General features: G+C 53.8%; 20 protein-coding genes. 18 read left to right on the forward strand and 2 right to left on the reverse strand.

All coding sequences use genetic code 11. From position 1 onward, the window contains the following. Window positions 1-63 precede the first annotated feature (63 nt). From pabC to ptsG, 6 genes are all read left to right on the forward strand, one after another. Window positions 64-879 (forward strand): aminodeoxychorismate lyase, encoded by an 816-nt coding sequence (gene pabC / locus IM314_RS04940; RefSeq protein ID WP_045630099.1) that lies wholly within the window; start codon window positions 64-66, stop codon window positions 877-879. Next, on the forward strand, window positions 876-1,898 hold the full coding sequence (yceG, locus tag IM314_RS04945) for a cell division protein YceG (protein ID WP_041910512.1): 1,023 nt from the start codon (window positions 876-878) through the stop codon (window positions 1,896-1,898). Before pabC ends, yceG begins: the two co-directional genes overlap by 4 nt. Continuing rightward, complete coding sequence (gene tmk, locus IM314_RS04950) at window positions 1,888-2,529, forward strand: dTMP kinase (RefSeq protein ID WP_193358699.1); 642 nt, start codon at window positions 1,888-1,890, stop codon at window positions 2,527-2,529. Before yceG ends, tmk begins: the two co-directional genes overlap by 11 nt. After that, window positions 2,526-3,530: a DNA polymerase III subunit delta' gene (gene holB / locus IM314_RS04955; RefSeq protein ID WP_045630100.1), complete on the forward strand. Its 1,005-nt coding sequence runs from the start codon at window positions 2,526-2,528 to the stop codon at window positions 3,528-3,530. The genes tmk and holB overlap by 4 nt, the downstream gene beginning before the upstream one ends. Window positions 3,531-3,540: 10 nt before the next feature. After that, window positions 3,541-4,335, forward strand: a complete 795-nt coding sequence (locus IM314_RS04960) for a metal-dependent hydrolase (RefSeq protein WP_028012723.1) — start codon at window positions 3,541-3,543, stop codon at window positions 4,333-4,335. 297 nt (window positions 4,336-4,632) lie between these two features. After that, on the forward strand, window positions 4,633-6,066 hold the full coding sequence (gene ptsG / locus IM314_RS04965) for a PTS glucose transporter subunit IIBC (protein ID WP_028012724.1): 1,434 nt from the start codon (window positions 4,633-4,635) through the stop codon (window positions 6,064-6,066). Between the two features lie 71 nt (window positions 6,067-6,137). Here the strand turns inward: ptsG and fhuE are convergent, their stop codons facing one another. After that, a complete protein-coding gene (gene fhuE / locus IM314_RS04970; RefSeq protein ID WP_163333053.1) occupies window positions 6,138-8,327 on the reverse strand; it encodes a ferric-rhodotorulic acid/ferric-coprogen receptor FhuE in 2,190 nt (729 codons plus the stop codon). Between the two features lie 340 nt (window positions 8,328-8,667). Between fhuE and hinT the strand changes: the two genes are divergently transcribed. From hinT to IM314_RS05010, 8 genes are all read left to right on the forward strand, one after another. Next, window positions 8,668-9,027: a purine nucleoside phosphoramidase gene (hinT, locus tag IM314_RS04975; RefSeq protein ID WP_006809243.1), complete on the forward strand. Its 360-nt coding sequence runs from the start codon at window positions 8,668-8,670 to the stop codon at window positions 9,025-9,027. A 1-nt stretch (window position 9,028) separates the two neighbouring features. After that, entirely contained in the window at window positions 9,029-9,403 is a 375-nt protein-coding gene (locus IM314_RS04980) for a YcfL family protein (protein WP_041910507.1), read from the forward strand. A gap of 13 nt (window positions 9,404-9,416) precedes the next feature. After that, window positions 9,417-10,061 carry a penicillin-binding protein activator LpoB gene (lpoB, locus tag IM314_RS04985; protein ID WP_088205017.1) on the forward strand — a complete coding sequence of 215 codons (645 nt, stop codon included), beginning with the start codon at window positions 9,417-9,419 and terminating at the stop codon, window positions 10,059-10,061. Next, the gene (gene thiK, locus IM314_RS04990) at window positions 10,042-10,866 is read left to right on the forward strand and encodes a thiamine kinase (protein WP_163333054.1); all 825 of its coding nucleotides are present in this window, start codon (window positions 10,042-10,044) and stop codon (window positions 10,864-10,866) included. Before lpoB ends, thiK begins: the two co-directional genes overlap by 20 nt. A gap of 11 nt (window positions 10,867-10,877) precedes the next feature. Beyond that, on the forward strand, window positions 10,878-11,903 hold the full coding sequence (gene nagZ / locus IM314_RS04995) for a beta-N-acetylhexosaminidase (protein ID WP_163333140.1): 1,026 nt from the start codon (window positions 10,878-10,880) through the stop codon (window positions 11,901-11,903). 34 nt (window positions 11,904-11,937) lie between these two features. Beyond that, complete coding sequence (gene ycfP / locus IM314_RS05000) at window positions 11,938-12,480, forward strand: alpha/beta hydrolase YcfP (protein WP_008500781.1); 543 nt, start codon at window positions 11,938-11,940, stop codon at window positions 12,478-12,480. 237 nt (window positions 12,481-12,717) lie between these two features. Continuing rightward, the gene (locus tag IM314_RS05005) at window positions 12,718-14,022 is read left to right on the forward strand and encodes an NAD(P)/FAD-dependent oxidoreductase (RefSeq protein WP_041910505.1); all 1,305 of its coding nucleotides are present in this window, start codon (window positions 12,718-12,720) and stop codon (window positions 14,020-14,022) included. 193 nt (window positions 14,023-14,215) lie between these two features. Then, window positions 14,216-14,755 carry a glycine zipper 2TM domain-containing protein gene (locus IM314_RS05010; protein ID WP_028012731.1) on the forward strand — a complete coding sequence of 180 codons (540 nt, stop codon included), beginning with the start codon at window positions 14,216-14,218 and terminating at the stop codon, window positions 14,753-14,755. A gap of 59 nt (window positions 14,756-14,814) precedes the next feature. On the opposite strand, the gene comR is transcribed toward IM314_RS05010, so the two are convergent. Further along, window positions 14,815-15,450, reverse strand: a complete 636-nt coding sequence (gene comR / locus IM314_RS05015; protein WP_028012732.1) for a TetR family copper-responsive transcriptional repressor ComR — start codon at window positions 15,448-15,450, stop codon at window positions 14,815-14,817. A gap of 244 nt (window positions 15,451-15,694) precedes the next feature. Between comR and bhsA the strand changes: the two genes are divergently transcribed. From bhsA to IM314_RS05035, 4 genes are all read left to right on the forward strand, one after another. Further along, the gene (gene bhsA / locus IM314_RS05020) at window positions 15,695-15,952 is read left to right on the forward strand and encodes a multiple stress resistance protein BhsA (protein WP_023332711.1); all 258 of its coding nucleotides are present in this window, start codon (window positions 15,695-15,697) and stop codon (window positions 15,950-15,952) included. 830 nt (window positions 15,953-16,782) lie between these two features. Continuing rightward, window positions 16,783-19,296: a type VI secretion system Vgr family protein gene (locus IM314_RS05025; RefSeq protein WP_193358700.1), complete on the forward strand. Its 2,514-nt coding sequence runs from the start codon at window positions 16,783-16,785 to the stop codon at window positions 19,294-19,296. After that, window positions 19,293-21,428 carry a DUF3274 domain-containing protein gene (locus IM314_RS05030; protein WP_193358701.1) on the forward strand — a complete coding sequence of 712 codons (2,136 nt, stop codon included), beginning with the start codon at window positions 19,293-19,295 and terminating at the stop codon, window positions 21,426-21,428. Before IM314_RS05025 ends, IM314_RS05030 begins: the two co-directional genes overlap by 4 nt. Window positions 21,429-21,437: 9 nt before the next feature. After that, the gene (locus tag IM314_RS05035) at window positions 21,438-22,133 is read left to right on the forward strand and encodes a hypothetical protein (RefSeq protein WP_047364285.1); all 696 of its coding nucleotides are present in this window, start codon (window positions 21,438-21,440) and stop codon (window positions 22,131-22,133) included. Window positions 22,134-22,135: the final 2 nt, after the last annotated feature.

The following is a 22,135-nucleotide window of genomic DNA, read 5'->3' on the forward strand; positions in this document are numbered from 1 at the left end:
AAAATCCCCTTGTCCGGCTTTTAACATCCTGCCAGACTGAGCCTCCACGCATAAGGAGCCACCATGTTTTTAATTAATGGCCTTGAGCAAGAAACGCTGCCGGCAAGCGACAGGGCAATCCAGTTTGGCGATGGTTGTTTCACCACTGCGCGTATTCTTGACGGTGAGGTGAGCCTGCTTGACGCCCATATCCGTCGTTTACAAAAAGCCTGCGAGAAATTGCTGATTCCCTTCATGCAGTGGGACATTCTCGAGCGCGAGATGCGCCGGCTGGCGTCAGGTAATACAAACGGCGTTTTAAAAGTTATTCTTAGCCGCGGCAGCGGCGGGCGAGGGTACAGCGGTTCCGCCTGTCAGCATCCCACGCGTATTCTTTCCGTATCAGCGTATCCTGCTCACTATGCGCGCTGGCGTGAGGAAGGGGTAACGCTGACGCTGAGCCCGGTACGGCTGGGGCGAAACCCTATGCTCGCCGGAATAAAACATCTTAACCGCCTTGAACAGGTGCTTATTCGTACTCATCTTGAACAGACTGACGCCGATGAGGCGCTAGTCCTTGACAGCGAAGGGTTCATTACGGAATGCTGTGCGGCTAATTTACTCTGGCGGAAGGGCCATGAGGTCTTCACCCCTTCGCTGGAGCAGGCTGGGGTTAACGGCATCATGCGCCAGTTTTGTTTGCAACAACTGGCACATGCAGGCTTTCGCGTTGTCGAAGTAAACGCGAAGGAAGAGGCGCTGCTGTCCGCCGATGAAGTTGTGATCTGCAATGCGCTGATGCCTGTTATACCCGTTCGGGCGTATGGTCAACAGCGCTGGTCTTCGCGAGAGCTCTTTACGTTTTTAGCCCCGATATGTGAGCAAATCAAAAAGTCATGAAGAAAATGTTGCGCTTTGTCCTTCTCCTGATCGTTGCGCTGGGTATTGCCGGCGGAGCGGGAGTATGGAAGGTTCGCCAGCTGGCGGACAGTAAAATCCTGATTAAAGACGAGACGATTTTTACCCTGAAAGCCGGTACCGGGCGGATGGCGCTGGGCGAGCAGCTTTACGGGGATAAAATCATCAACCGTCCACGCGTGTTCCAGTGGCTATTGCGTATCGAGCCTGAACTGTCTCACTTCAAGGCTGGTACCTATCGCTTTACGCCCGGCATGACCGTCAGAGAGATGCTGCAGCTGCTGGAAAGCGGTAAAGAGGCACAGTTCCCGCTGCGCTTTGTTGAAGGGATGCGCTTAAGCGATTACCTCAAGCAGCTGCGTGATGCGCCTTACATCAAGCACACGCTCAAAGACGATCGCTATGAGACGGTCGCCGAGGTGCTGAAATTTGAACATCCTGAGTGGGTGGAAGGCTGGTTCTGGCCAGACACCTGGATGTATACGGCGGGCACGACCGATGTGGCGATTCTTAAACGGGCACACAAAAAGATGGTCGAGGCAGTTGATTCCGCCTGGGAAGGGCGTATGGACGGGCTGCCTTATCAAGATCAAAACCAGTTTGTGACAATGGCCTCGATCATTGAGAAAGAGACGGCCGTGGCGGCCGAGCGCGACCGGGTCGCGTCGGTATTTATCAACCGCCTGCGCATCGGCATGCGTCTGCAAACCGACCCGACCGTCATCTACGGTATGGGCGAAAGCTATGCCGGTAAGATCTCCAGAAAAGATCTGGAGACGCCAACGGCGTATAATACCTACGTGATTAACGGCTTGCCGCCGGGCCCGATAGCCACGCCGAGCGAGGCTTCGCTCAAAGCCGCCGCGCACCCGGCCAAAACACCGTACCTCTATTTTGTGGCTGATGGGAAAGGGGGGCATACCTTTAACACCAACCTTGCCAGCCATAATCGCTCTGTTCAGGACTATCTGAAGGCACTTAAGGAAAAAAATGCGCAGTAAATACATTGTCATTGAGGGACTAGAAGGGGCGGGTAAAACCACCGCCCGTAACGTGGTAGTGGATACGCTGAAATCGCTTGGCGTCGCTGACATGGTCTTTACCCGCGAGCCGGGCGGTACTCAGCTGGCGGAGAAACTGCGCAGCCTGGTGCTGGATATTAAATCCGTTGGCGACGAGGTTATTACTGACAAAGCCGAAGTGCTGATGTTCTATGCGGCGCGCGTCCAACTGGTTGAGACCGTGATTAAACCTGCTCTGGCCGACGGCAAGTGGGTGATCGGTGACCGTCACGATCTTTCGACTCAGGCTTATCAGGGCGGCGGACGCGGTATTGACCAGGCGATGCTGGCAACCCTTCGCGATGCCGTACTGGGGGATTTTCGCCCGGACCTGACCCTCTACCTGGATGTGACCCCGGAAGTGGGCCTCAGGCGCGCCCGCGCGCGCGGCGAACTGGACCGCATTGAGCAAGAGTCTTTCGATTTCTTTAACCGCACGCGCTCACGCTATCTTGAGCTGGCCGCACGGGACAGCGCAATTCGTACCATTGACGCCACGCAATCTCTGGACGACGTCACGCGCGATATTCAACAGACCGTTACGCAGTGGCTACAGGAGCAGCAGGCATGAAATGGTATCCATGGTTGCGCCCGCACTTTGAACAGCTGATCGCCAGCTATCAGGCCGGTCGGGGGCATCATGCGTTACTGATTCAGGCGTTGCCGGGAATGGGCGATGATGCGTTGATCTACGCCATCACTCGTTTTCTGATGTGCCAGCAGCCGGAAGGGCATAAAAGCTGCGGTAAATGCCGCGGCTGCCAGCTGATGCAGGCCGGCACGCATCCTGACTACTACACGCTTGAGCCTGAGAAGGGCAAAAGCGCGCTCGGCATTGATGCCGTGCGTGAAGTCAGCGAGAAACTGTACGAACATGCGCGTCTGGGCGGGGCAAAAGTGGTCTGGCTCAACGACGCTGCGTTGCTTACCGAGGCGGCGGCGAACGCGCTGCTTAAAACCCTGGAAGAGCCGCCGGAAAAGACGTGGTTTTTCCTTTCCTGCCGGGACCCGGGACGTTTACTGGCGACGCTGCGCAGCCGTTGTCGTCTCCATCATCTGGCGGTGCCTCAGGAATCGTGGGCGTTAAGCTGGCTTGAGCGAGAGGTGACAACGTCACAGGAGAGTGCGTTGTCTGCGCTGCGCCTCAGCAGCGGCGCCCCCGCGGCGGCGCTGGCATTACTACAGCCTGACGTCTGGTCGCAGCGAGAAGGGCTCTGCAGGGCCGTTGAGGCTTCACTTAACAACCAGGACTGGCTGAGTTTACTGCCTGCGCTGAATAGCGATCGGGCCGTTGAGCGTCTGCACTGGCTGGCCTCCTTATTGCTCGATGCGCTAAAAATCCAGCAAGGAGCTACGCTGCTGACTAACCCGGACGCGTGGCCCCTGGTGAACATGCTGGCGAGCCGCCTTACAGGCGCGTCTCTGCACGCTATCCTTCATGATGTTTGCGAGAGCCGCGAACAGCTTTTAACCGTGACGGGTCTTAATCGCGAGCTTTTGCTGACCGACCAGTTACTGCGTATTGAACACTACCTGCAACCGGGCGTTACGCCGCCTGTTTCCCATCTCTGAGAGAGACATTATGTTTTTAGTCGACTCACACTGCCATCTTGATGGCCTGGATTATCAATCCCTGCACAACGACGTGGATGACGTGCTGGCGAAAGCCGCTGCCCGCGATGTGAAATTTTGTCTTGCGGTGGCGACGACGCTGCCAGGGTATCGCTCAATGCGTGAGCTGGTGGGCGATCGCGATAACGTGGTGTTCTCCTGCGGCGTTCATCCGCTGAACCAGGATGAAGAGTATGACGTAGAAGAGCTGCGCCGACTGGCAGCAGAAGCGGGCGTTGTGGCGATGGGTGAAACCGGGCTGGACTATTTTTACACGCCGGAAACGAAAGCGCGCCAGCAGGCGTCTTTCCGCAACCATATTCGCATCGGCCGCGAACTGAATAAACCGGTCATCGTACATACACGCGATGCGCGCGCCGATACGCTGGCGATCCTCCGGGAAGAAAACGTGACGGATTGCGGTGGCGTACTACACTGTTTCACAGAAGACAGAGAAACGGCGGGTAAACTGCTTGATTTGGGGTTTTATATTTCGTTTTCCGGGATCGTGACGTTCCGTAACGCTGAGCAGCTCCGTGATGCTGCGCGCTATGTCCCGCTCGATCGCATTCTGGTGGAAACAGACTCTCCGTATCTGGCGCCGGTACCGCATCGCGGTAAAGAGAACCAGCCGGCCATGACGCGAGACGTCGCAGAGTACATGGCCGTGCTTAAAGGCGTCAGTATCGAAGAGCTGGCCCGCGTCACGACGCAAAACTTCTCTGCGCTGTTCCATATCGACCCCGCCCGCCTGCAATCCGTCTGATAAGCCTGTTTTTTTTAGGCTCGTAATTAATAAATAAAACGAGTAAAGTTCACCGCCTCATTTGGGGCGGTGACGGCGTTCTTAGAAACATCCAGACATGCTTTTTGTAAATTACTGAAAGTTTTTCGACCGTCTTAAGCTGAAACGTGATAGCCGTCAAACAAACTCAGAGGGAATTATTTTACTCTGTGTAATAAATAAAGGGCGCTTAGATGTCCTGTCCACGGCACGGTACTCCCCCCGGGCCAATGCGTGAAAGCGTAAAAAAAGCACAAATACTCAGGAGCACTCTCAATTATGTTTAAGAATGCATTTGCTAACCTGCAAAAGGTCGGTAAATCGCTGATGCTGCCAGTATCCGTACTGCCTATCGCAGGTATCCTGCTGGGTGTCGGTTCTGCTAACTTCAGCTGGCTGCCAGCCGTAGTTTCCCATGTGATGGCTGAAGCAGGCGGTTCCGTCTTTGCTAACATGCCTCTGATCTTCGCTATCGGTGTGGCGCTGGGCTTCACCAATAACGACGGCGTTTCTGCGCTGGCTGCAGTGGTTGCTTACGGCATCATGGTGAAAACCATGGCTGTGGTTGCGCCGCTGGTTCTGCATTTACCTGCAGAAGAGATTGCCGCGAAACACCTGGCAGATACCGGTGTTCTGGGCGGTATCATCTCCGGTGCGATTGCAGCGTATATGTTCAACCGCTTCTATCGCATCAAGCTGCCTGAGTATCTGGGCTTCTTCGCGGGCAAGCGTTTTGTTCCGATCATCTCTGGTCTGGCAGCGATTTTCACTGGCGTGATCCTGTCCTTCATCTGGCCACCAATCGGTTCCGCTATCCAGACCTTCTCTCAGTGGGCTGCTTACCAGAACCCGGTTGTCGCGTTCGGTATCTACGGCTTCATCGAGCGTTGCCTGGTGCCATTCGGTCTGCACCACATCTGGAACGTTCCATTCCAGATGCAGATTGGTGAATTCACCAACGCAGCAGGTCAGGTGTTCCACGGCGATATCCCACGTTACATGGCGGGTGACCCAACTGCAGGTAAACTGTCTGGTGGCTTCCTGTTCAAAATGTACGGCCTGCCGGCTGCTGCGATTGCAATCTGGCACTCTGCTAAGCCAGAAAACCGTGCAAAAGTGGGCGGTATCATGATCTCCGCAGCGCTGACCTCGTTCCTGACCGGTATTACCGAGCCGATCGAGTTCTCCTTCATGTTCGTTGCGCCAATCCTGTACATCATCCACGCTGTACTGGCTGGCCTGGCGTTCCCAATCTGTATCCTGCTGGGCATGCGTGACGGTACGTCCTTCTCTCACGGCCTGATCGACTTCATCGTTCTGTCCGGTAACAGCAGCAAGCTGTGGCTGTTCCCAATCGTGGGTGCGTGCTACGCCGTTGTTTACTACACCATCTTCCGCGTGCTGATCAAAGCACTGGATCTGAAAACTCCGGGTCGTGAAGATGCAACTGAAGACAGCAAAGCAGGCGCGACCAGCGAAATGGCTCCGGCACTGGTTGCTGCGTTCGGCGGTAAAGAGAACATCACTAACCTGGACGCGTGCATCACTCGTCTGCGTGTGAGCGTTGCCGACGTTGCGAAAGTGGACCAGCCGGGTCTGAAAAAACTGGGTGCAGCGGGCGTGGTTGTTGCAGGTTCGGGCGTTCAGGCTATCTTCGGTACTAAATCCGATAACCTGAAAACCGAAATGGATGAGTACATCCGCAACAGCTAAGCTGTGACCTGGGGAGACTAAGGCAGCCGAATGGCTGCCTTTTTTATTGCTGTGGTTTGTTGTGCCAACACTCAGAAGTCGTAGCTTGCGCTCACCGAGACGTTCAGCGGTGCGCCATAAACCACGTAAGAGCCGACGTAATCGTAATACTCTTTGTCGAACAGGTTGTTGACGTTCGCCTGAATAGCAAAATCTTTGGTGACCTGATAGCGGCTGAACAGATTAACCAGTCCGTAGCTGCCTTGCTCTGCGCGGGATTGTCCCGCCGGGCCACCGTCCACATCCGTCCACACTTTGTTCTGCCAGTTTACGCCACCGCCCACCGTCAGCGCCGGCAGCATTGGCAGTTGATAACGGGTAAACAGCTTCATTGTCGTGCGCGGCTGATCGGAACTGACAGCGCTGCCGTTCTTATCTTCCGCAATGTAGCGGGTCGCGCCGAACGTCAGCTGCCAGTTATCGGTCAGGGCGCCGTTCAGCTCGAACTCAATCCCTTTGCTGACCACGCCGTCCAGCGATTCATAAATCGACTCACCGCTCGGCATGTAGGTATAGGTGTTGCTCGCCACGTTATCCTGCTCGATGCGGAAAATCGCCAGCGAGGTGGTCAGACGGGTATTAAACCAGTCTGCTTTAACACCGGCTTCGTAGCTTTTGCCCGTGGTTGGATCGAGATAACGTCCGCTGGCGTCGCGCTTGTCCTGCGGCTGGAAGATGGAGGTATAGCTGACGTAGGTCGACCAGTCTTCGTTGATATCGTAGACCAGGCCCGCGTAAGGCGTTACGTCATCATCAGTGCTTTCCAGACGGGTGTCAGGAGAGCCCGCCGGGTTATAGCGAATGTTGTAGTTGGTGTAGCGCGCCCCGAGGATCAGGTGCAGCGGGTCGGCCAGCGAGAAGCGGGCGGAGGTGTACGCTGAGGACTGGCGAATGTCGTCCTGGCTATAGAGCTTCCACGGCGTCCACTGCGGATCGGCGATATTTCCGTTCCAGTTTTTGAAATTCCCCACGTCCACCATGCCGTACAGCGCATCCGGCATTCTGTTGTCATAGTGGTTGCGCTGTCGGCTGAAGCTGCCGCCAAACATCATCTCATGCTGGCGGCCGAAAAGATCGAAGCCGCCGCGCAGGAAGGCATCAACCGCATCCTGTTTGCGTTCACCTCTGTTCCAGCCGCCGTAGCCAACCATGCCCGCCCCGGTCTCTTTTTCCGGATAGCCGGACATATACATCAGCTTGCTGTCGAAGTTGGTCTCCGCGTGCATGCCGTTGACGTGCGCTTCCCAGCCGTTGTCGAAACGCTGGGTCAGGTTAGCAAAGATGCGGGTGCTATCCTTGTCCGAGTAGGCCCAGTCAGGCGCGACGGTCTGGCTGCGATTGTAGTCGGTTTTACTCCCGTCGCTGTACCAGGTCGGCAATCCGCCCCAGGTCGGATCGGCAGTGTGGCTTTCCTGATATTCATACCCTACAGAGAGGGTGGTGCTGTCGGTGACGTCCGCATCCACCACGCCGTAGAGGAACTTCTTCCGGTAGTGGTAGTTATCCACGAAGCTGTCGTTGTCCTGATAGCCCGTAATCAGGCGTCCCCGTACCTTCCCGGACTCTACCAGCGGTGCCTGGAGATCCAGCACGTAGCGCTGCTTGTCCCAGCTGCCGTAGCTGGCGGAGACATTGCCTTTGAACTCATTGCTGTCCGCATGCTTACGCACCATATTGACGTACGCCGCCGGGTTACCGGTGCCGGACATCAGCCCGGTCGCGCCGCGAACCACTTCGATACGGTCGTAAATCGCGGTATCGGCGGCGGTGTCGCCGAAGTTCCACACTTCGCTGATGGAGGTTGGCAGGTCGTCAAAGGCGTAGTTACTGACGAAAAATCCGCGCGAGTAAAATACGGTACGATCGCTGTCCTGCACCTGCGCCGTTACGCCAGTCGTGTTGGTTAACACCTGGCCGATAGACTGCAGGTTCTGATCGGCCATGCGCTGTTGGCTAATGACGCTAACGGACTGTGGGATATCACGGGGAACCAGCAACAGCTTTGTGCCGGTGGTGGTGGTTTTTACGCTGTAATCCCGGTCCTGACTTGCGGAAGGATCCTGCGTATTGTCAAAACCTCCATCCACGACGACGGTGTCTTCGGTTGCTGATGCAGCGAAAGCGGCGGCTGGCGTCAATGCCATAGCAATACAGGCTGCCAGCAACGAAGGCGTTGCGACAGGCTGACGTTGCCCATCCCTGGTGTGATCAATGAAAGACATTATCAAACCCTTATGAACGGTGAAGAGTGTTTGCGTCAGTCCCACAAATACGGTCTGACGTCGTTTTCTATGTTAAAAATGCGCATGAAAATGCAAATGCGAAATATACGCATTGCCATTAATGCTGTAAACAGATGTGTCGTGCGAAACTGAAATAATGTTTCAGCCCGTTAAGGCACGCGAGCGGTCACTCTTCAGTCAGCTGATGAATATTCAGCAAAGAATTCGGGGGAGAAGGTTGAAAGGACAGGAGAAACTCGCTCATACTCTTGAATTGTGTCACACAGTCCTCCAGAGAGTGTGTTAACAGCGGACGCACCTAACAAAAAAGGAAAAGGTCATGGCTGAAGAAACGATTTTCAGTAAAATTATTCGCCGCGAAATCCCGTCGGATATCGTCTATCAGGATGAACTGGTAACGGCTTTCCGGGACATTTCCCCTCAGGCACCGACACACATCCTTATCATTCCTAATATTCTGATTCCGACCGTAAACGACGTAAAAACCGAGCACGAAGTGGCGTTAGGTCGTATGCTGACGGTGGCGGCGAAAATTGCCGAGCAGGAAGGCATAGCGGAAGACGGTTATCGTCTGATCATGAACTGTAATCGTCATGGCGGCCAGGAAGTTTATCATATTCACATGCATCTGCTGGGTGGACGTCCGCTGGGACCGATGCTGGCTCACAAAGGTCTGTAACATGTTTAAAGGGCGTATTGCAGCGCTGGTAATGACGATGATGGTTGTGGGGTGCAGCACGCGTCCGGCGATCCCTGTCAGCGATGAACAGACGCTGGTGATGGAATCCTCCGTGCTGGCTGCGGGCATCACGGCGCAACAGCCCGCACTGACCATCAGCGAAATTAAATCTTCTGCCTCCTCTACGCTCTATAACGAAAGAAATGAACCGGTGACGGTCCACTACCGTTTTTTCTGGTATGACGTAAGAGGTCTTGAGATGCACCCGCTGGAGGCGCCGCGCAGCGTCACTCTTCCGGCAAGGTCGTCGGTAACGCTCTATGACAGCGCCAGCTATCTGGGTGCGCATAAGGTGAGACTTTATCTTTATCTCTAAGGGGTGAACCTTGATTAAAAATATGAGCCGTTATGCGCTCGTGACCGCATTCGCGCTGTTCCTCGCAGGGTGTGTGACCCGTACAGAACAGCCAGCACCTGTGGAAGAGGCAAAGCCGGGTACCGAGCAGCCGACACCGCCAACGCAGACCCAGCCAACCGTGCCGTCTGTACCGTCTATTCCGTCACAGCCTGGCCCGATTGAACATCAGGACCAGACGTCACAACCTGCGCCGCGCGTGCGCCATTACGACTGGAACGGTGCGATGCAGCCGATGGTCGGTAAAATGCTGCAGGCTCAGGGCGTGACGGCAGGCAGCGTGCTGCTGGTCGATAGCGTGAACAACCGTACCAACGGTTCGCTGAACGCGGGCGAAGCGACAGAAACGCTGCGCAATGCGCTGGCAAACAACGGTAAGTTTACGCTGGTCTCTGCTCAGCAGCTCGCGTTAGCCAAACAGCAGCTGGGCCTGTCGCCGCAGGATAGCCTCGGTACCCGCAGCAAGGCGATTGGCATTGCCCGCAACGTTGGCGCCCAGTATGTGCTGTACTCTAATGCGACCGGTAACGTGAATACCCCAGCCCTGCAGATGCAGCTGATGCTGGTTCAGACAGGCGAAATTATCTGGTCAGGTAAAGGTGCGGTTACGCAACAATGACACCACGCGTGAAGAGATTCTGACGCGTTATTTTCCACAGTACCGCCTTATCGCGCCGCAGGCCCACTCCGGGCTTAGCGGCGCGAGTTGCATTATAGCGCGGGGCGCGCACCGTCTGGTCTTGCGGCAGAACCACGATCCCTTCGCCCCGGCTTTCCAGTTTCGCCGTCAGTTTCGCGCCCTCAAACGCCTTCCGGCGGATCTCGTGCCTGAACCCCGATTTTTCAGCAAGGGCTGGATGGCCGTCGACTATCTGGAGGGGGAGGTGAAAAGCGCGCTGCCGGACACCCCAGCGCTTGCGGCGATGCTGTATCATCTGCACCAGCAACAGCGTCTGGGGTGGCGAATCGCCTTACTTCCACTGCTGGAAAACTACTGGCAACAAGCCTCTCCAGCAAGACGTACCCCAGTGTGGCTTGCGCATCTCAAACGGCTGCGTAAAGCGGGCGAGCCGCAACCGATTCGGCTCTCGCCGTTACATATGGATGTGCACGCCGGGAACATCGTGCATACGCCACAGGGCGCCAGGCTTATCGACTGGGAATATGCCGGAGACGGCGATGTGGCGCTGGAGCTGGCCGCGGTCTGGACGGAAAGTGAAGCCGCGCGGCAGAAACTCATCAGAGAGTATGCCAGCGTTGCGCACTTTAACGCCGATGCGCTGGCACACCAGGTGAGACGCTGGCGGCCCTGGGTCATCATGCTGATGGCGGGCTGGTTTGAGATGCGTTTGCAGCAGTCCAGAGATAAACAATTTATTGCGCTGGCAGACGATGCCTGGCGCCAGTTACAAACGAAAGGATAAGAGAGGTGAGTGTGGGTCCAGTCATGTTGGATGTAGAAGGGTTTGAGCTGGATGCGGAGGAGCGTGAAATTCTGGCGCATCCGCTGGTGGGCGGCCTGATCCTGTTTACCCGCAACTATCACGATCCGGCGCAACTGCGTGAACTGGTGCGCCAGATCCGCGCCGCGTCGCGCAATCATCTGGTGGTGGCCGTCGATCAGGAAGGCGGCCGCGTGCAGCGTTTTCGCGACGGTTTTACCCGCCTGCCGGCAGCCCAGTCTTTCGCCGCGCTGCTCGGCACGGAAGAGGGTGGGAAACTGGCGCAGGAAGCCGGCTGGCTGATGGCCAGCGAAATGACTGCCATGGATATCGACATCAGCTTTGCCCCGGTGCTGGATGTGGGCCATATCAGCGCCGCGATTGGCGAGCGCTCCTACCATGAAGATCCGCGTATTGCGCTGGAAATGGCGACCCGGTTTATCGACGGGATGCACGATGCGGGAATGAAAACCACCGGGAAACACTTCCCGGGCCACGGGGCGGTGACGGCAGATTCCCACAAAGAGACCCCGCGCGACCCGCGTCCGGAAGCAGAAATTCGCGCCAAAGATATGTCGGTGTTCCGCTCGCTTATCACCGATAACAAGCTGGACGCCATTATGCCCGCGCACGTGATTTACAGCGACGTCGATCCGCGTCCTGCCAGCGGCTCCCCGCACTGGCTGAAAACCGTTCTGCGCCAGGAGCTGGGTTTCAACGGCGTCATTTTCTCCGACGATCTGTCGATGGAAGGGGCGGCAATCATGGGCAGCTATGCTGAGCGCGGCCAGGCCTCGCTGGATGCAGGTTGCGATATGATCCTTGTCTGCAATAATCGTAAAGGTGCCGTTAGCGTGTTGGATAACCTGTCACCGATCAATGCAGAGCGTGTTACGCATTTGTATCATAAAGGTTCATTTAGCCGTCAGGAGCTGATGGATTCGGCGCGCTGGAAGTCGGTCAACGCCCGGCTTGAAGACCTGAATGAGCGCTGGCAGGCACATAAAGCCAGCCTGTAAACCCTCCCGGAAGGCGTAGAGTGGTGAGAAGACAATGATCATCTATTTACACGGTTTTGACTCAAACAGTCCTGGTAATCATGAGAAGGTGCTACAGCTGCAGTTTATCGATCCCGATGTACGGCTGATTAGCTACAGTACGCGCCATCCGAAGCATGATATGCAGCATCTGCTCAAAGAGGTGGACAAGATGCTGCAGCTTAACGTCGACGATCGCCCGTTGATTTGCGGCGTGGGGCTGGGCGGCTACTGGGCGGAGCGGATTGGCTTCCTGTGCGACATCCGCCAGGTGGTCTTCAATCCTAACCTTTTCCCGAATGAGAACATGGAAGGCAAAATTGACCGCCCGGAAGAGTATGTCGATATTGCGACCAAGTGCGTGAGCAACTTCCGTGAGAAAAACCGCGATCGCTGTCTGGTGATCCTCTCGCGTAATGATGAAGCACTGAACAGCCATCGGGCCGCAGAGCTGCTGCATCACTATTACGAGATCGTCTGGGACGAAGAGCAGACCCACAAGTTCAAGAACATCTCCCCGCACCTCCAGCGCATCAAAGCCTTTAAAACGCTGGGCTAAACCACAGCCTGCCACTTCAGAAACCCGGTCGCGAACGCGCACCGGGTTTCTTTTTGTCCAGAATTGTCTACTTTTAAGCCATCAAAACTTGATGCATATCAATTTTGGTATGACCAATGCGCCTGACGTGTTATTCTCAATGCACCTGAATGGTTTCAGTGCTGTAACCTGTTGTTAATTAAGGGTTATTTTCATAACTTTTAATTAACAATTGGTTAATAATTTGAGGGGGTCACGTTGACTACGCCATTGAAAAAGATAGTGATTGTAGGCGGTGGTGCTGGCGGGCTGGAGCTGGCCACACAGTTGGGCAAGAAGCTGGGGCGCGGTAAAAAAGCCAAAATCACGCTGGTGGATCGTAACCACAGCCACCTGTGGAAACCGCTGCTGCACGAAGTGGCGACCGGCTCACTGGATGAGGGCGTGGACGCGCTGAGCTATCTGGCGCACGCGCGCAACCATCATTTCCAGTTCCAGCTGGGCTCGGTGGTTGACATCAACCGTGAGAACAAAACCATTACCCTGGCCGAGCTGCGTGATGAAAAAGGCGAGCTGCTGGTCCCCGAGCGCAAGCTGGCGTATGACACGCTGGTGATGGCGCTCGGCAGTACCTCCAACGACTTCAACACGCCGGGCGTTAAAGAGCACTGTATCTTCCTCGATAACCCGCACCAGGCGCGTCGTTTCCATCAGGAAATGCTGAACCTGTTCCTGAAGTACACCAGCAATCTGGGTGCGAATGGCAAGGTTAACATTGCCATTGTCGGCGGCGGCGCGACAGGCGTTGAGCTGTCCGCAGAGCTGCACAATGCGGTTAAACAGCTGCACAGCTACGGTTACAAGGGGTTAACTAACGAAGCGCTGAACGTGACGCTGGTTGAAGCGGGTGAGCGTATTCTGCCTGCGCTGCCTCCGCGCATTTCCGGCGCAGCGCACAATGAACTGACTAAACTGGGCGTGCGCGTCCTGACGCAGACCATGGTGACCAGCGCTGACGAAGGTGGACTGCACACCAAAGACGGCGAGTACATTAAAGCGGATCTGATGGTCTGGGCGGCAGGTATCAAAGCGCCTGACTTTATGAAAGATATCGGTGGTCTGGAGACGAACCGCATTAACCAACTGGTCACCGAGCCGACGCTGCAAACCACGCGCGACCCTGAAATCTTCGCTATTGGTGACTGTGCCTCCTGCGCGCGTCCTGAAGGGGGCTTCGTGCCGCCGCGCGCTCAGGCCGCGCACCAGATGGCAAGCCTGGTGCTGCACAACATCCTGGCGCAGTACAAAGGCAAGCCAATGAAGGCATATGTCTATAAAGACCACGGTTCGCTGGTATCGCTGTCAAACTTCTCTACCGTCGGTAGCCTGATGGGTAACCTGATGCGTGGCTCGATGATGGTGGAAGGGCGCATTGCACGCTTCGTGTATATCTCCCTGTACCGTATGCACCAGATCGCGCTGCACGGCTACTTTAAAACGGGCCTGATGATGCTGGTGGGCAGAATCAACCGCGTCATTCGTCCACGTCTGAAGCTGCACTAATCTTTCACTCCCTCCGGGCCCTCCGGAGGGATTTTTTAGCATATCATGCTGCTCGTCGTGGATTAGGTGCCTAAGAGTTCTCCTAAACGCGATATATCTCTCCCCGATGTCCACTTTTTGATCCTTTGTCTTATTGGCGAAGCCGCGCCTCCATAGCAGAATTGTTACCAATAGCAACAAAGGAGGAAGTCCCGTGAATAAATCAATGTTGGCGGGTATAGGGATCGGCGTCGCAGCTGCGTTAGGTGTGGCTGCTGTTGCCAGTCTCAACGTTTTAGATCGCGGCCCGCAGTATGCGCAGGTGGTTTCTGCAACGCCTATTAAAGAAACCGTAAAAACCCCACGTCAGGAGTGCCGTAACGTCTCCGTAACCCACCGTCGTCCGGTACAGGATGAAAACCGTATTGCCGGCTCTGTTCTGGGTGCGGTAGCGGGTGGGGTGATTGGTCACCAGTTTGGCGGTGGTCGGGGTAAAGATGTCGCGACCGTGGTCGGCGCGCTGGGTGGCGGCTATGCCGGTAACCAGGTGCAGGGCGCAATGCAGGATAACGATACTTACACCACGACCCAGCAGCGCTGTAAAACCGTCTATGACAAGTCGGAAAAAATGCTGGGCTATGACGTGACCTACAAAATTGGCGATCAGCAGGGCAAAATCCGCATGGATAAAGACCCGGGCACCCAAATTCCACTGGATGGAAACGGCCAGCTGGTACTGAATAACAAAGCGTAAAAAAGATGTTCTCTGAACTTAGCTCCTCAAGCGCTCAGGCTGAGGAGCTTTTTTTTGCGTCAGATTTTGAGCAGTTCAGGCCACAGGCGCAGCGTGGTGTCGGAAATGTTCTGCAGCTTTTCCAGCGTCGCCCCTTCACGGGCGCTGATCGACATTCCCTGTAAAATACAGCTCAGGTATTGCGCCAGCATCTGAGGCTGGCAGTGCGCGGGAATTTCACCGCGCTGCTGGCGCTGAGCCAGAAATGCGCTGAGCGTCTCCTCCTGCATCGCATGACGCGATTTCACCGTATTGGCGATCTCTTTTGATGCTGCCGCCAGGGTGGCAGAGGTGTTAATCATAAAGCAGCCCGCAGGCGTCTCTTTACTGGTGAAGCAGGTGGCAACGGCAGTAAAGTAATCCCGTAGCGCCTGTTCTACACTTTTCTCTTCACAAAATAGCTGGGCTTCGTGTTTCGCCGCAAAGCGCGAAATGTACCTGTCCAGCACCGCCCTGAACAGCCCCTCTTTATTGGTAAATTCAGCATAAAGCGTCGGCGCTTTAGCTCCGGTGGCTTCTACCAGATCGGAAAGCGAGGTCGCTTCATACCCATGTTGCCAGAAGAGAGTCATGGCCTTATCAAGCGCTGCATCCCTGTCAAACACTTTTGGTCGGCCACGGCTTTTCTTCACACAACTCGTGACGTCGGTTGTCATTTGCCGTTGGTCCTCTGTTGGTTTGTTGAATGACCATTATAAAAATAAACGCAACCCACCACCAGTGCAGAATGCTTAAAAATAAATTAATCATATATGTATGAAAAATAACAATTTTAAAATTTAATTAATGCTCGTTATAAAAATGTGTTGACGCGTGAGCTGGATCACATTTATTATTTACCTATCGATCGTTAACTAAATAGCTAACGACCAAAAAATTCATCTGCCAAAGGTAAACATTATGAAAAACGTAAAAACCCTCATCGCTGCTGCTGTACTGAGTTCACTCTCTTTCGCAAGCTTTGCTGCTGTACAGGTACAATCCACTCCAGCCGATCAGCATAAAGTCGGGACGATCTCTGCGTCTGCCGGGACTAACCTGGGCTCTCTGGAAGATCAACTGGCACAAAAAGCGGAAGCAATGGGTGCAAAATCTTACCGCATCACCTCTGTGACCGGTCCTAACACCCTGCACGGCACCGCTGTCATCTACAAATAAGCCGGGCATAAACCCTCATTTATGCCACTGCAATAAAAAACGCCTTGCACTTGTGCAGTAATGCCGATCGTTTAAGAACGCTTGAACGATCCTGCCAGTAAGAGACAATCCGGGTTCAGCCCCTCTGGCCCGGATTTTTTACGTCTGAACTCGATATGGACTTCGTTGCGGATGCTTTCCTGTCCGAACTGGATACCTTTTCCCACTCTTAGTATGCGTTCAGCGAGAGTCGTCTGGCCATAATCTGATATTTTCGACAACGTGGTGTCTACCGAATAAGTGGTGGGTATCAACGTGTCAGACATGCGGAAAAATGTGACTCGCGGCAGGCGAAAAGGCTGCCCTGATTATTCTCCTAAGTTTAAGCAGCGGCTCTTTGCCGCCTCCTGCGAACCCTGGATACCGGAACGGAATTTATCCTCATATACTGGTGGCAGATAAAATCCCGCTTACGGAAACTACTGTATATTCTTACCAGGCGGCGACCGGTTTAATATTTATTGCTGCTCTCCAGGGAATACCGATTTATATCAGGAGAAAGGGCCGAATAACTCTACCCTTCAGCGGTGGTTTCTGAATATCTGATTATGCGCTCACAGGAAAAACACGTCGTCCATATTGTTTTTACCGGCTGAATTGTTATAAACGGGCCGGGTATTATTTCTGGTCTTTTATTTATCGTGTGAATGTTTTTATTTTATTTATCTTTAAACTGAATGATATGTATTTTGTAAAATTCTGTGATTTGTTACCGAATGGCATTTTATTCAATGGCCTATGAGCGTATTATTTTTTAATAAACAGTCATTCTTTATCAGGGATATTGGGCGATGACAGGACCGTCAGGCATTATTCAGCAACAGAATACGTTAAACCGTTATTTACTGTATATTCCACGAGGCATATCTGTTTTACCGGATGTTCACTCTTTTACAGGGGAAGAAGGACTCAGTAAGCCCTATCGCTACACCATCCGCTTTACCAGCCCGGCATCAAGCATTGCCGTCAACGATGTCCTCAATCAGAGGGCGGAATTTATTCTGCGTGCCCCGAATCCGAAAGCTGGCTGGCACAATCAGGAGTCCTGGCTGCCGGTGCGCCAGATTAACGGGGTGATCACGTCGTTTGCCCGTCTGAAGTCATCTGCCGATGAGGCCCTTTACGAGTGTGTGCTGGAGCATGATCTGGCGCTGCTGGACCGGAATTACCGTTCGGCCGTATACATGAATGTGTCAGTGCCAGAGCTCGTCACGAAGCTGATGAAGGAGAGCGGGCATTTTCAAGGTTACAACATCGATTTTGACCAGTTGAGCCACAGCTACCCCAGCCGTGAAATGATTATTCAGTGGAAGGAAACCGATCTCCAGTTTATCCGCCGTCTGCTGGCCGAGGTGGGGATCTGGTTCCGCTTTGAAAACCATGACAAAGTACAGGGCGAAACGGTGGTTGTCTTTGGTGACGGTGGCCGCCGCTATGCCTTCAGCGATAAGAAGCTGCCGTACGTTCGCCATTCCGGCATGACCAGCTATGAAGAATACATTACCGAGCTCGAAGAACAATACGAACTCATTCCCGAAAGCGTGCTGGTGCGTACGTATAACTACCGCAATCCATTTTCGCCACAGGCGGATAAAACCATTTTCGATAATGATATTCCCGACGGGATAACCAGCGGCAAACAGTATCACTATGCCGATCATTATCTGAAGTACGGCGATTTTTACGGTGAAGAGGCGGAAACAGCCACGTTTTACGCGCGCCTGCGCTATGAGCGTCTGCTGAACAAACAGAGTGTGCTGGGAGGGACAACCAGTGACCCGGCACTGTTGCCGGGTATGATGTTCCACCCGACAGGAGATATTCCTGACGGGTTTAAGCACGGTTTTCTTGTCACCACAATGACGCTATCCGGCAGTCGCGCACAGCACTACCGCGCCATCCTGAAAGGGATCCCTTATCTGAACGGCTACAGCTATCGTCCGGAATATCTGCCGCGACCGGTGATTGCCGGTACGGTACCCGGTCGCGTGGCGGCCATCAATCGGGATCACACTTATGCCGGAGTCGATGCGCATGGCCGCTACCGCGTGAAGTTTGATTTTGACCTCGACGAGAAACGTGGCGGCTTTGAAAGTGCTCTTATGCGCTTAGGCAGACCGTACGGTGGGGATGTGTTTGGTTTTCATTTCCCGCTGCTGGACGGTACAGAAGTGGCTGTAGCCTTTGAAGGCGGCGATCCGGACCGGCCCTTTATTGCGCATGTCATGCATGACGGCAAGCACCCTGATCTGGTTACAAACCGCAACGACACCCGCAACGTGATCCGCACTGCTGCTTCGAACAAAATCCGCCTGGAGGACCGCCGCGGTCAGGAACACATCAAGATTTCCACGGAGTACGGCAAGAGTCAGGTCAGCGCTGGTCACCTCGTTGATGCAGAGGGAAAACAGCGCGGTGAAGGTGTGGAAGCGCGCACTGACAATCACATGGCGCTCCGTGCTGCGAAAGGGGTGATGATCACCACGGAGGCGCAACCGCGTGCTGCGGGTAAGCAACTGGATATGACAGCCGCCATTGCGCAGCTGGAAAAAGCGTTGTCGCTGGCAATGACACTGCAACAAAGCGCACTGACGGCCGGGGCCAGTAATGTGGAAACCGATCAGCAAAACCAGTTGAACCAGGTGCTGAGTAATCTGGCAGAGCCGGGTCTGCTTACCTATGCCGACAAAGGGCAGGCACACGTCACGCCGGACAGTCTGCAACTGTCTGCCGGGAAAGATGTGATTGTGACGGCGGGCCAGGATACCAGCGTAAACGTGGTGAAAAAATTCTCGCTGGCCGTGGGGGAAAAACTCTCGCTGTTTGCCCGCAAGCTCGGCATTCAGATGATTGCCGGGGCCGGAGATATCACGACGCAGGCCCAGCGCGGTGCCATGCATATGCTCTCGCAGAATGATTTCACGATGGCGAGTACCGACGGGCAGCTGAACGGCAGCGCCAGACAGGGCATACAGCTGGTCTGTGGGGGAGGCGGGATACGCGTCAGTCCGAACGGACTGGTCACCATCTTCTCGCCGACGGGAATCGAACTGAAAGGACCCAGTCTGAAATATGACGGCCCGGAAAGCGCACAGGTCACGGTCCCGCCGTTCAATCAGGGCGCATTTAAACTCCGCTACCAGCTGCATGCCGGAGACGATCCGGAGCAAATTCTCGCAAACAAAAAATTCCGGCTGACCAGCTCGGCCGGAAAAGTGGTGGAAGGCATAACGGACAGCAACGGTCATTCATCGTTACTCGATGCTGATGACCTGGACACCTACAAAATGGAGTTAATGGAATGACGGAAACCAGACAAAGCCCGTATGCTCCACGGGTCATATCAGAAGGGGATATTCCGGTACACAAAGATTTGGGTGAGGTGGCCCAGACCCGTCGCGTTGGCGTGCCGCGTCCGATGCCGGGAATTGTGATTCTGGTCCATGGCGTAAACGACGTGGGTGAGGCATACCAGAATCAGGAGAAAGGCATTCTTGCAGGCCTGAGTAAGCGTCTTAATCGTCAGGATTTTTACGCGCATGAGTGGGGGGAGAACAGAATTGCGCACCCCGGCCGTTCACCTGTTATCCCGTTTTACTGGGGGTATAAGCCGGTCACTCATGCTGATTACGTTGCAGACCAGAAGCGATATAGGGATGAAGTCGGAAAACTGTCTTCCGGTGCCCATCTGCCGTATGACGCCTATCAGGAAGATAACGAGACGAACATGGCCGCGCTGGGGAATGACGGTAAGGGTTCGTTTAAGTACCAGAATGACAACCTCAAGAATGGTCTTGATTCAAATTTTGCAAAAGGTGGCGGGACGTTCGCCAATGCGACTACCAACATTCCCGATATGCTGGGGCCAGGAGCTGGAGGTTTTGGCGTGGCAGCGGCGGGATTTGCATCACTGCATATGAACGACGGGGATTACACTCATCCCATTTATGAAAACCCGCACCGAATCTATCAGTTTTTTGCTGCCCAGCGTCTGGCAGATTTGATTATTCAGATCCGCCAGCAACAAGAGACGCGTGATGATGTGGTTAATATTGTCGCCCACAGCCAGGGCACGATTATTACCATGCTGGCAAATATGTTAGTCAAGCAGGCAGGTTATGAGTCGGTTAACTGCATCATTCTGAATCATTCCCCTTATTCACTGGAGTCCCGCGTGGCTGAAAATATTCAGCCCGGATACCAACAGACGGATGCCGCCAGGCAGAAGACATTCAAAAAATTCTGTGGCCTGATGCATACGCAGTGGAAAGGGGGAGGAAAATTATCTGAAGACGAATTACTGGCCCTTGAAGCCTCCTGTACGCTGCGCAAACCTTCTGATAATCCGTTGCGGGCTGATGATCGCTATGGACGTAACAATAACGGTAAAGTGTATAATTACTTCTGTCCAAATGATGGCGTTGTATCGCTGGAAAATGTGCAGGGATTTGGCTGGCGAGGGATCCCTCAGAAAATTGCAGATGGTATTCCTAACCTGTTCCAGCGAGTTTTTTATCAGCACGGCGAAGTAGGGAAAGCACCTGACACTAAACCCTTTGAGTTGCCACAACGAAAAGAGGGGGATGCAAAATATGCGTTTCTCCCGAATGCCAGCTACCGCGCCCATGACGTAGTGGTAAACGGTGAAGAATTGCCGGAACCCTTTATTTTCAAACTACAGGGTCAGGATAATCATCCGGATAATGACCCTAAAACGAGTGACAAGCCGTATACGTATTATATCGATCCGTATAGCCCGGATGCCTATATATCGTATTCAGCTAAAGCCAGTGCTATTAAGCGCACGGATTCTGCGATGTATATGCTTAACAGTTATCAGCGTATTAGCTGGAAGCCTGGGCATGTTTTAACACCAGATGAACTGAATGTGGAAAGCCATGACCGGGAGCATACCGTTATTCACGGGGAAGTTACTGGTTCTAAAGATTATCCTGTTTTGTCCATTACCTGGATGAAAACCCGTGAAGAACTTGAAAAAGAATGGAAAAAAGCTGACCCGGTAAGCTACAGCCAGCATTCGTCAATTGTTATGAGCGAGTTCGCGCCATCGCACGCGATGGCGTTCGACCTGGCAATCGGCCAGTGCAAGTCATTTGACTACAAAGCCGGTAAATTCTGGGAAAGCCTGTTGCACCGCGCTGACTGGCGTGATCCATTGAATGGTAATGCTGATGCGAGAGAATATTACCGTTCTGGGAGATTGCCAGTTGCCGAGACTAAAAACTTTATGAGTAAGCCTGATGAGGTTCTGCCGTTGGGCGATTTTGGTGTGGAAAATGATTATACCGGTATTCGACCTCGTTCGCGTAACTCTATGGATATTGAGACGGGAACCGTCAGGCCGGAAGATTTCCAGGAGATAAAGATCCTTCAATGGGAAATGCCTAAACCTAAAAGTGACAGCCAGCTGGCTTAAGGGTAAGACATGAAAGGATTATGTACTAGCCTGGCGGTCTCCGCTATTTTTCTGGTAGCTGCGTGTCAGGCTCAAGAACCACCGACGCAGGTAGTATATCGGTTCGATGACCATCGTTATCTGGAGTTGAAGGGCTGGGACTGTGAAGGCGAACTCTGGTATACGGACACAGAACGAGGGATTCATTCTCAGCCATTTTTTCAATTTTACCGGATATTCACTAAAAAGTTTGAACACCCATCCCAGCGCTATATTGCTGTTCCAAACTGGGAGGTGGATGGATTTATGGTTTCCAAAGATTATGGGCAAACCTGGAAGGCTGTAGGTTTTTCTCCTTCGGGGAATGAACCGAATGGTGATAACCGAGCGCCAGCGGAAGACGCAGTATCCTTCACCGTCGTTAACGATCAGGGATTTTTACAGACTAAACACAGGTTGTATATGTCGTCAAAGCCGTTTGATGACCCTCGTTTATTGCCGGGGGGGATGGGGATTCAATATAAACTTGGCGATGGAACAAAAGGAGATATTAAGCCCGGTTCTGGGGGATGGGCTTGGGGAATGGTTTATATGACTAAACAAGGGCTGAAGGGAACGGTTCAGGAAATTCAGTCCAACTGGCAGGATCAGCCCGACAAGGTGCCGGAAGTGAAAGGCTACACCGGTTGGGATCATATGCAGTGCAACATGGATGAAGGTCGTTAGTT

It is taken from the genome of Enterobacter cloacae complex sp. P42RS (assembly GCF_014930595.1).
Lineage (GTDB): Bacteria > Pseudomonadota > Gammaproteobacteria > Enterobacterales > Enterobacteriaceae > Enterobacter > Enterobacter bugandensis.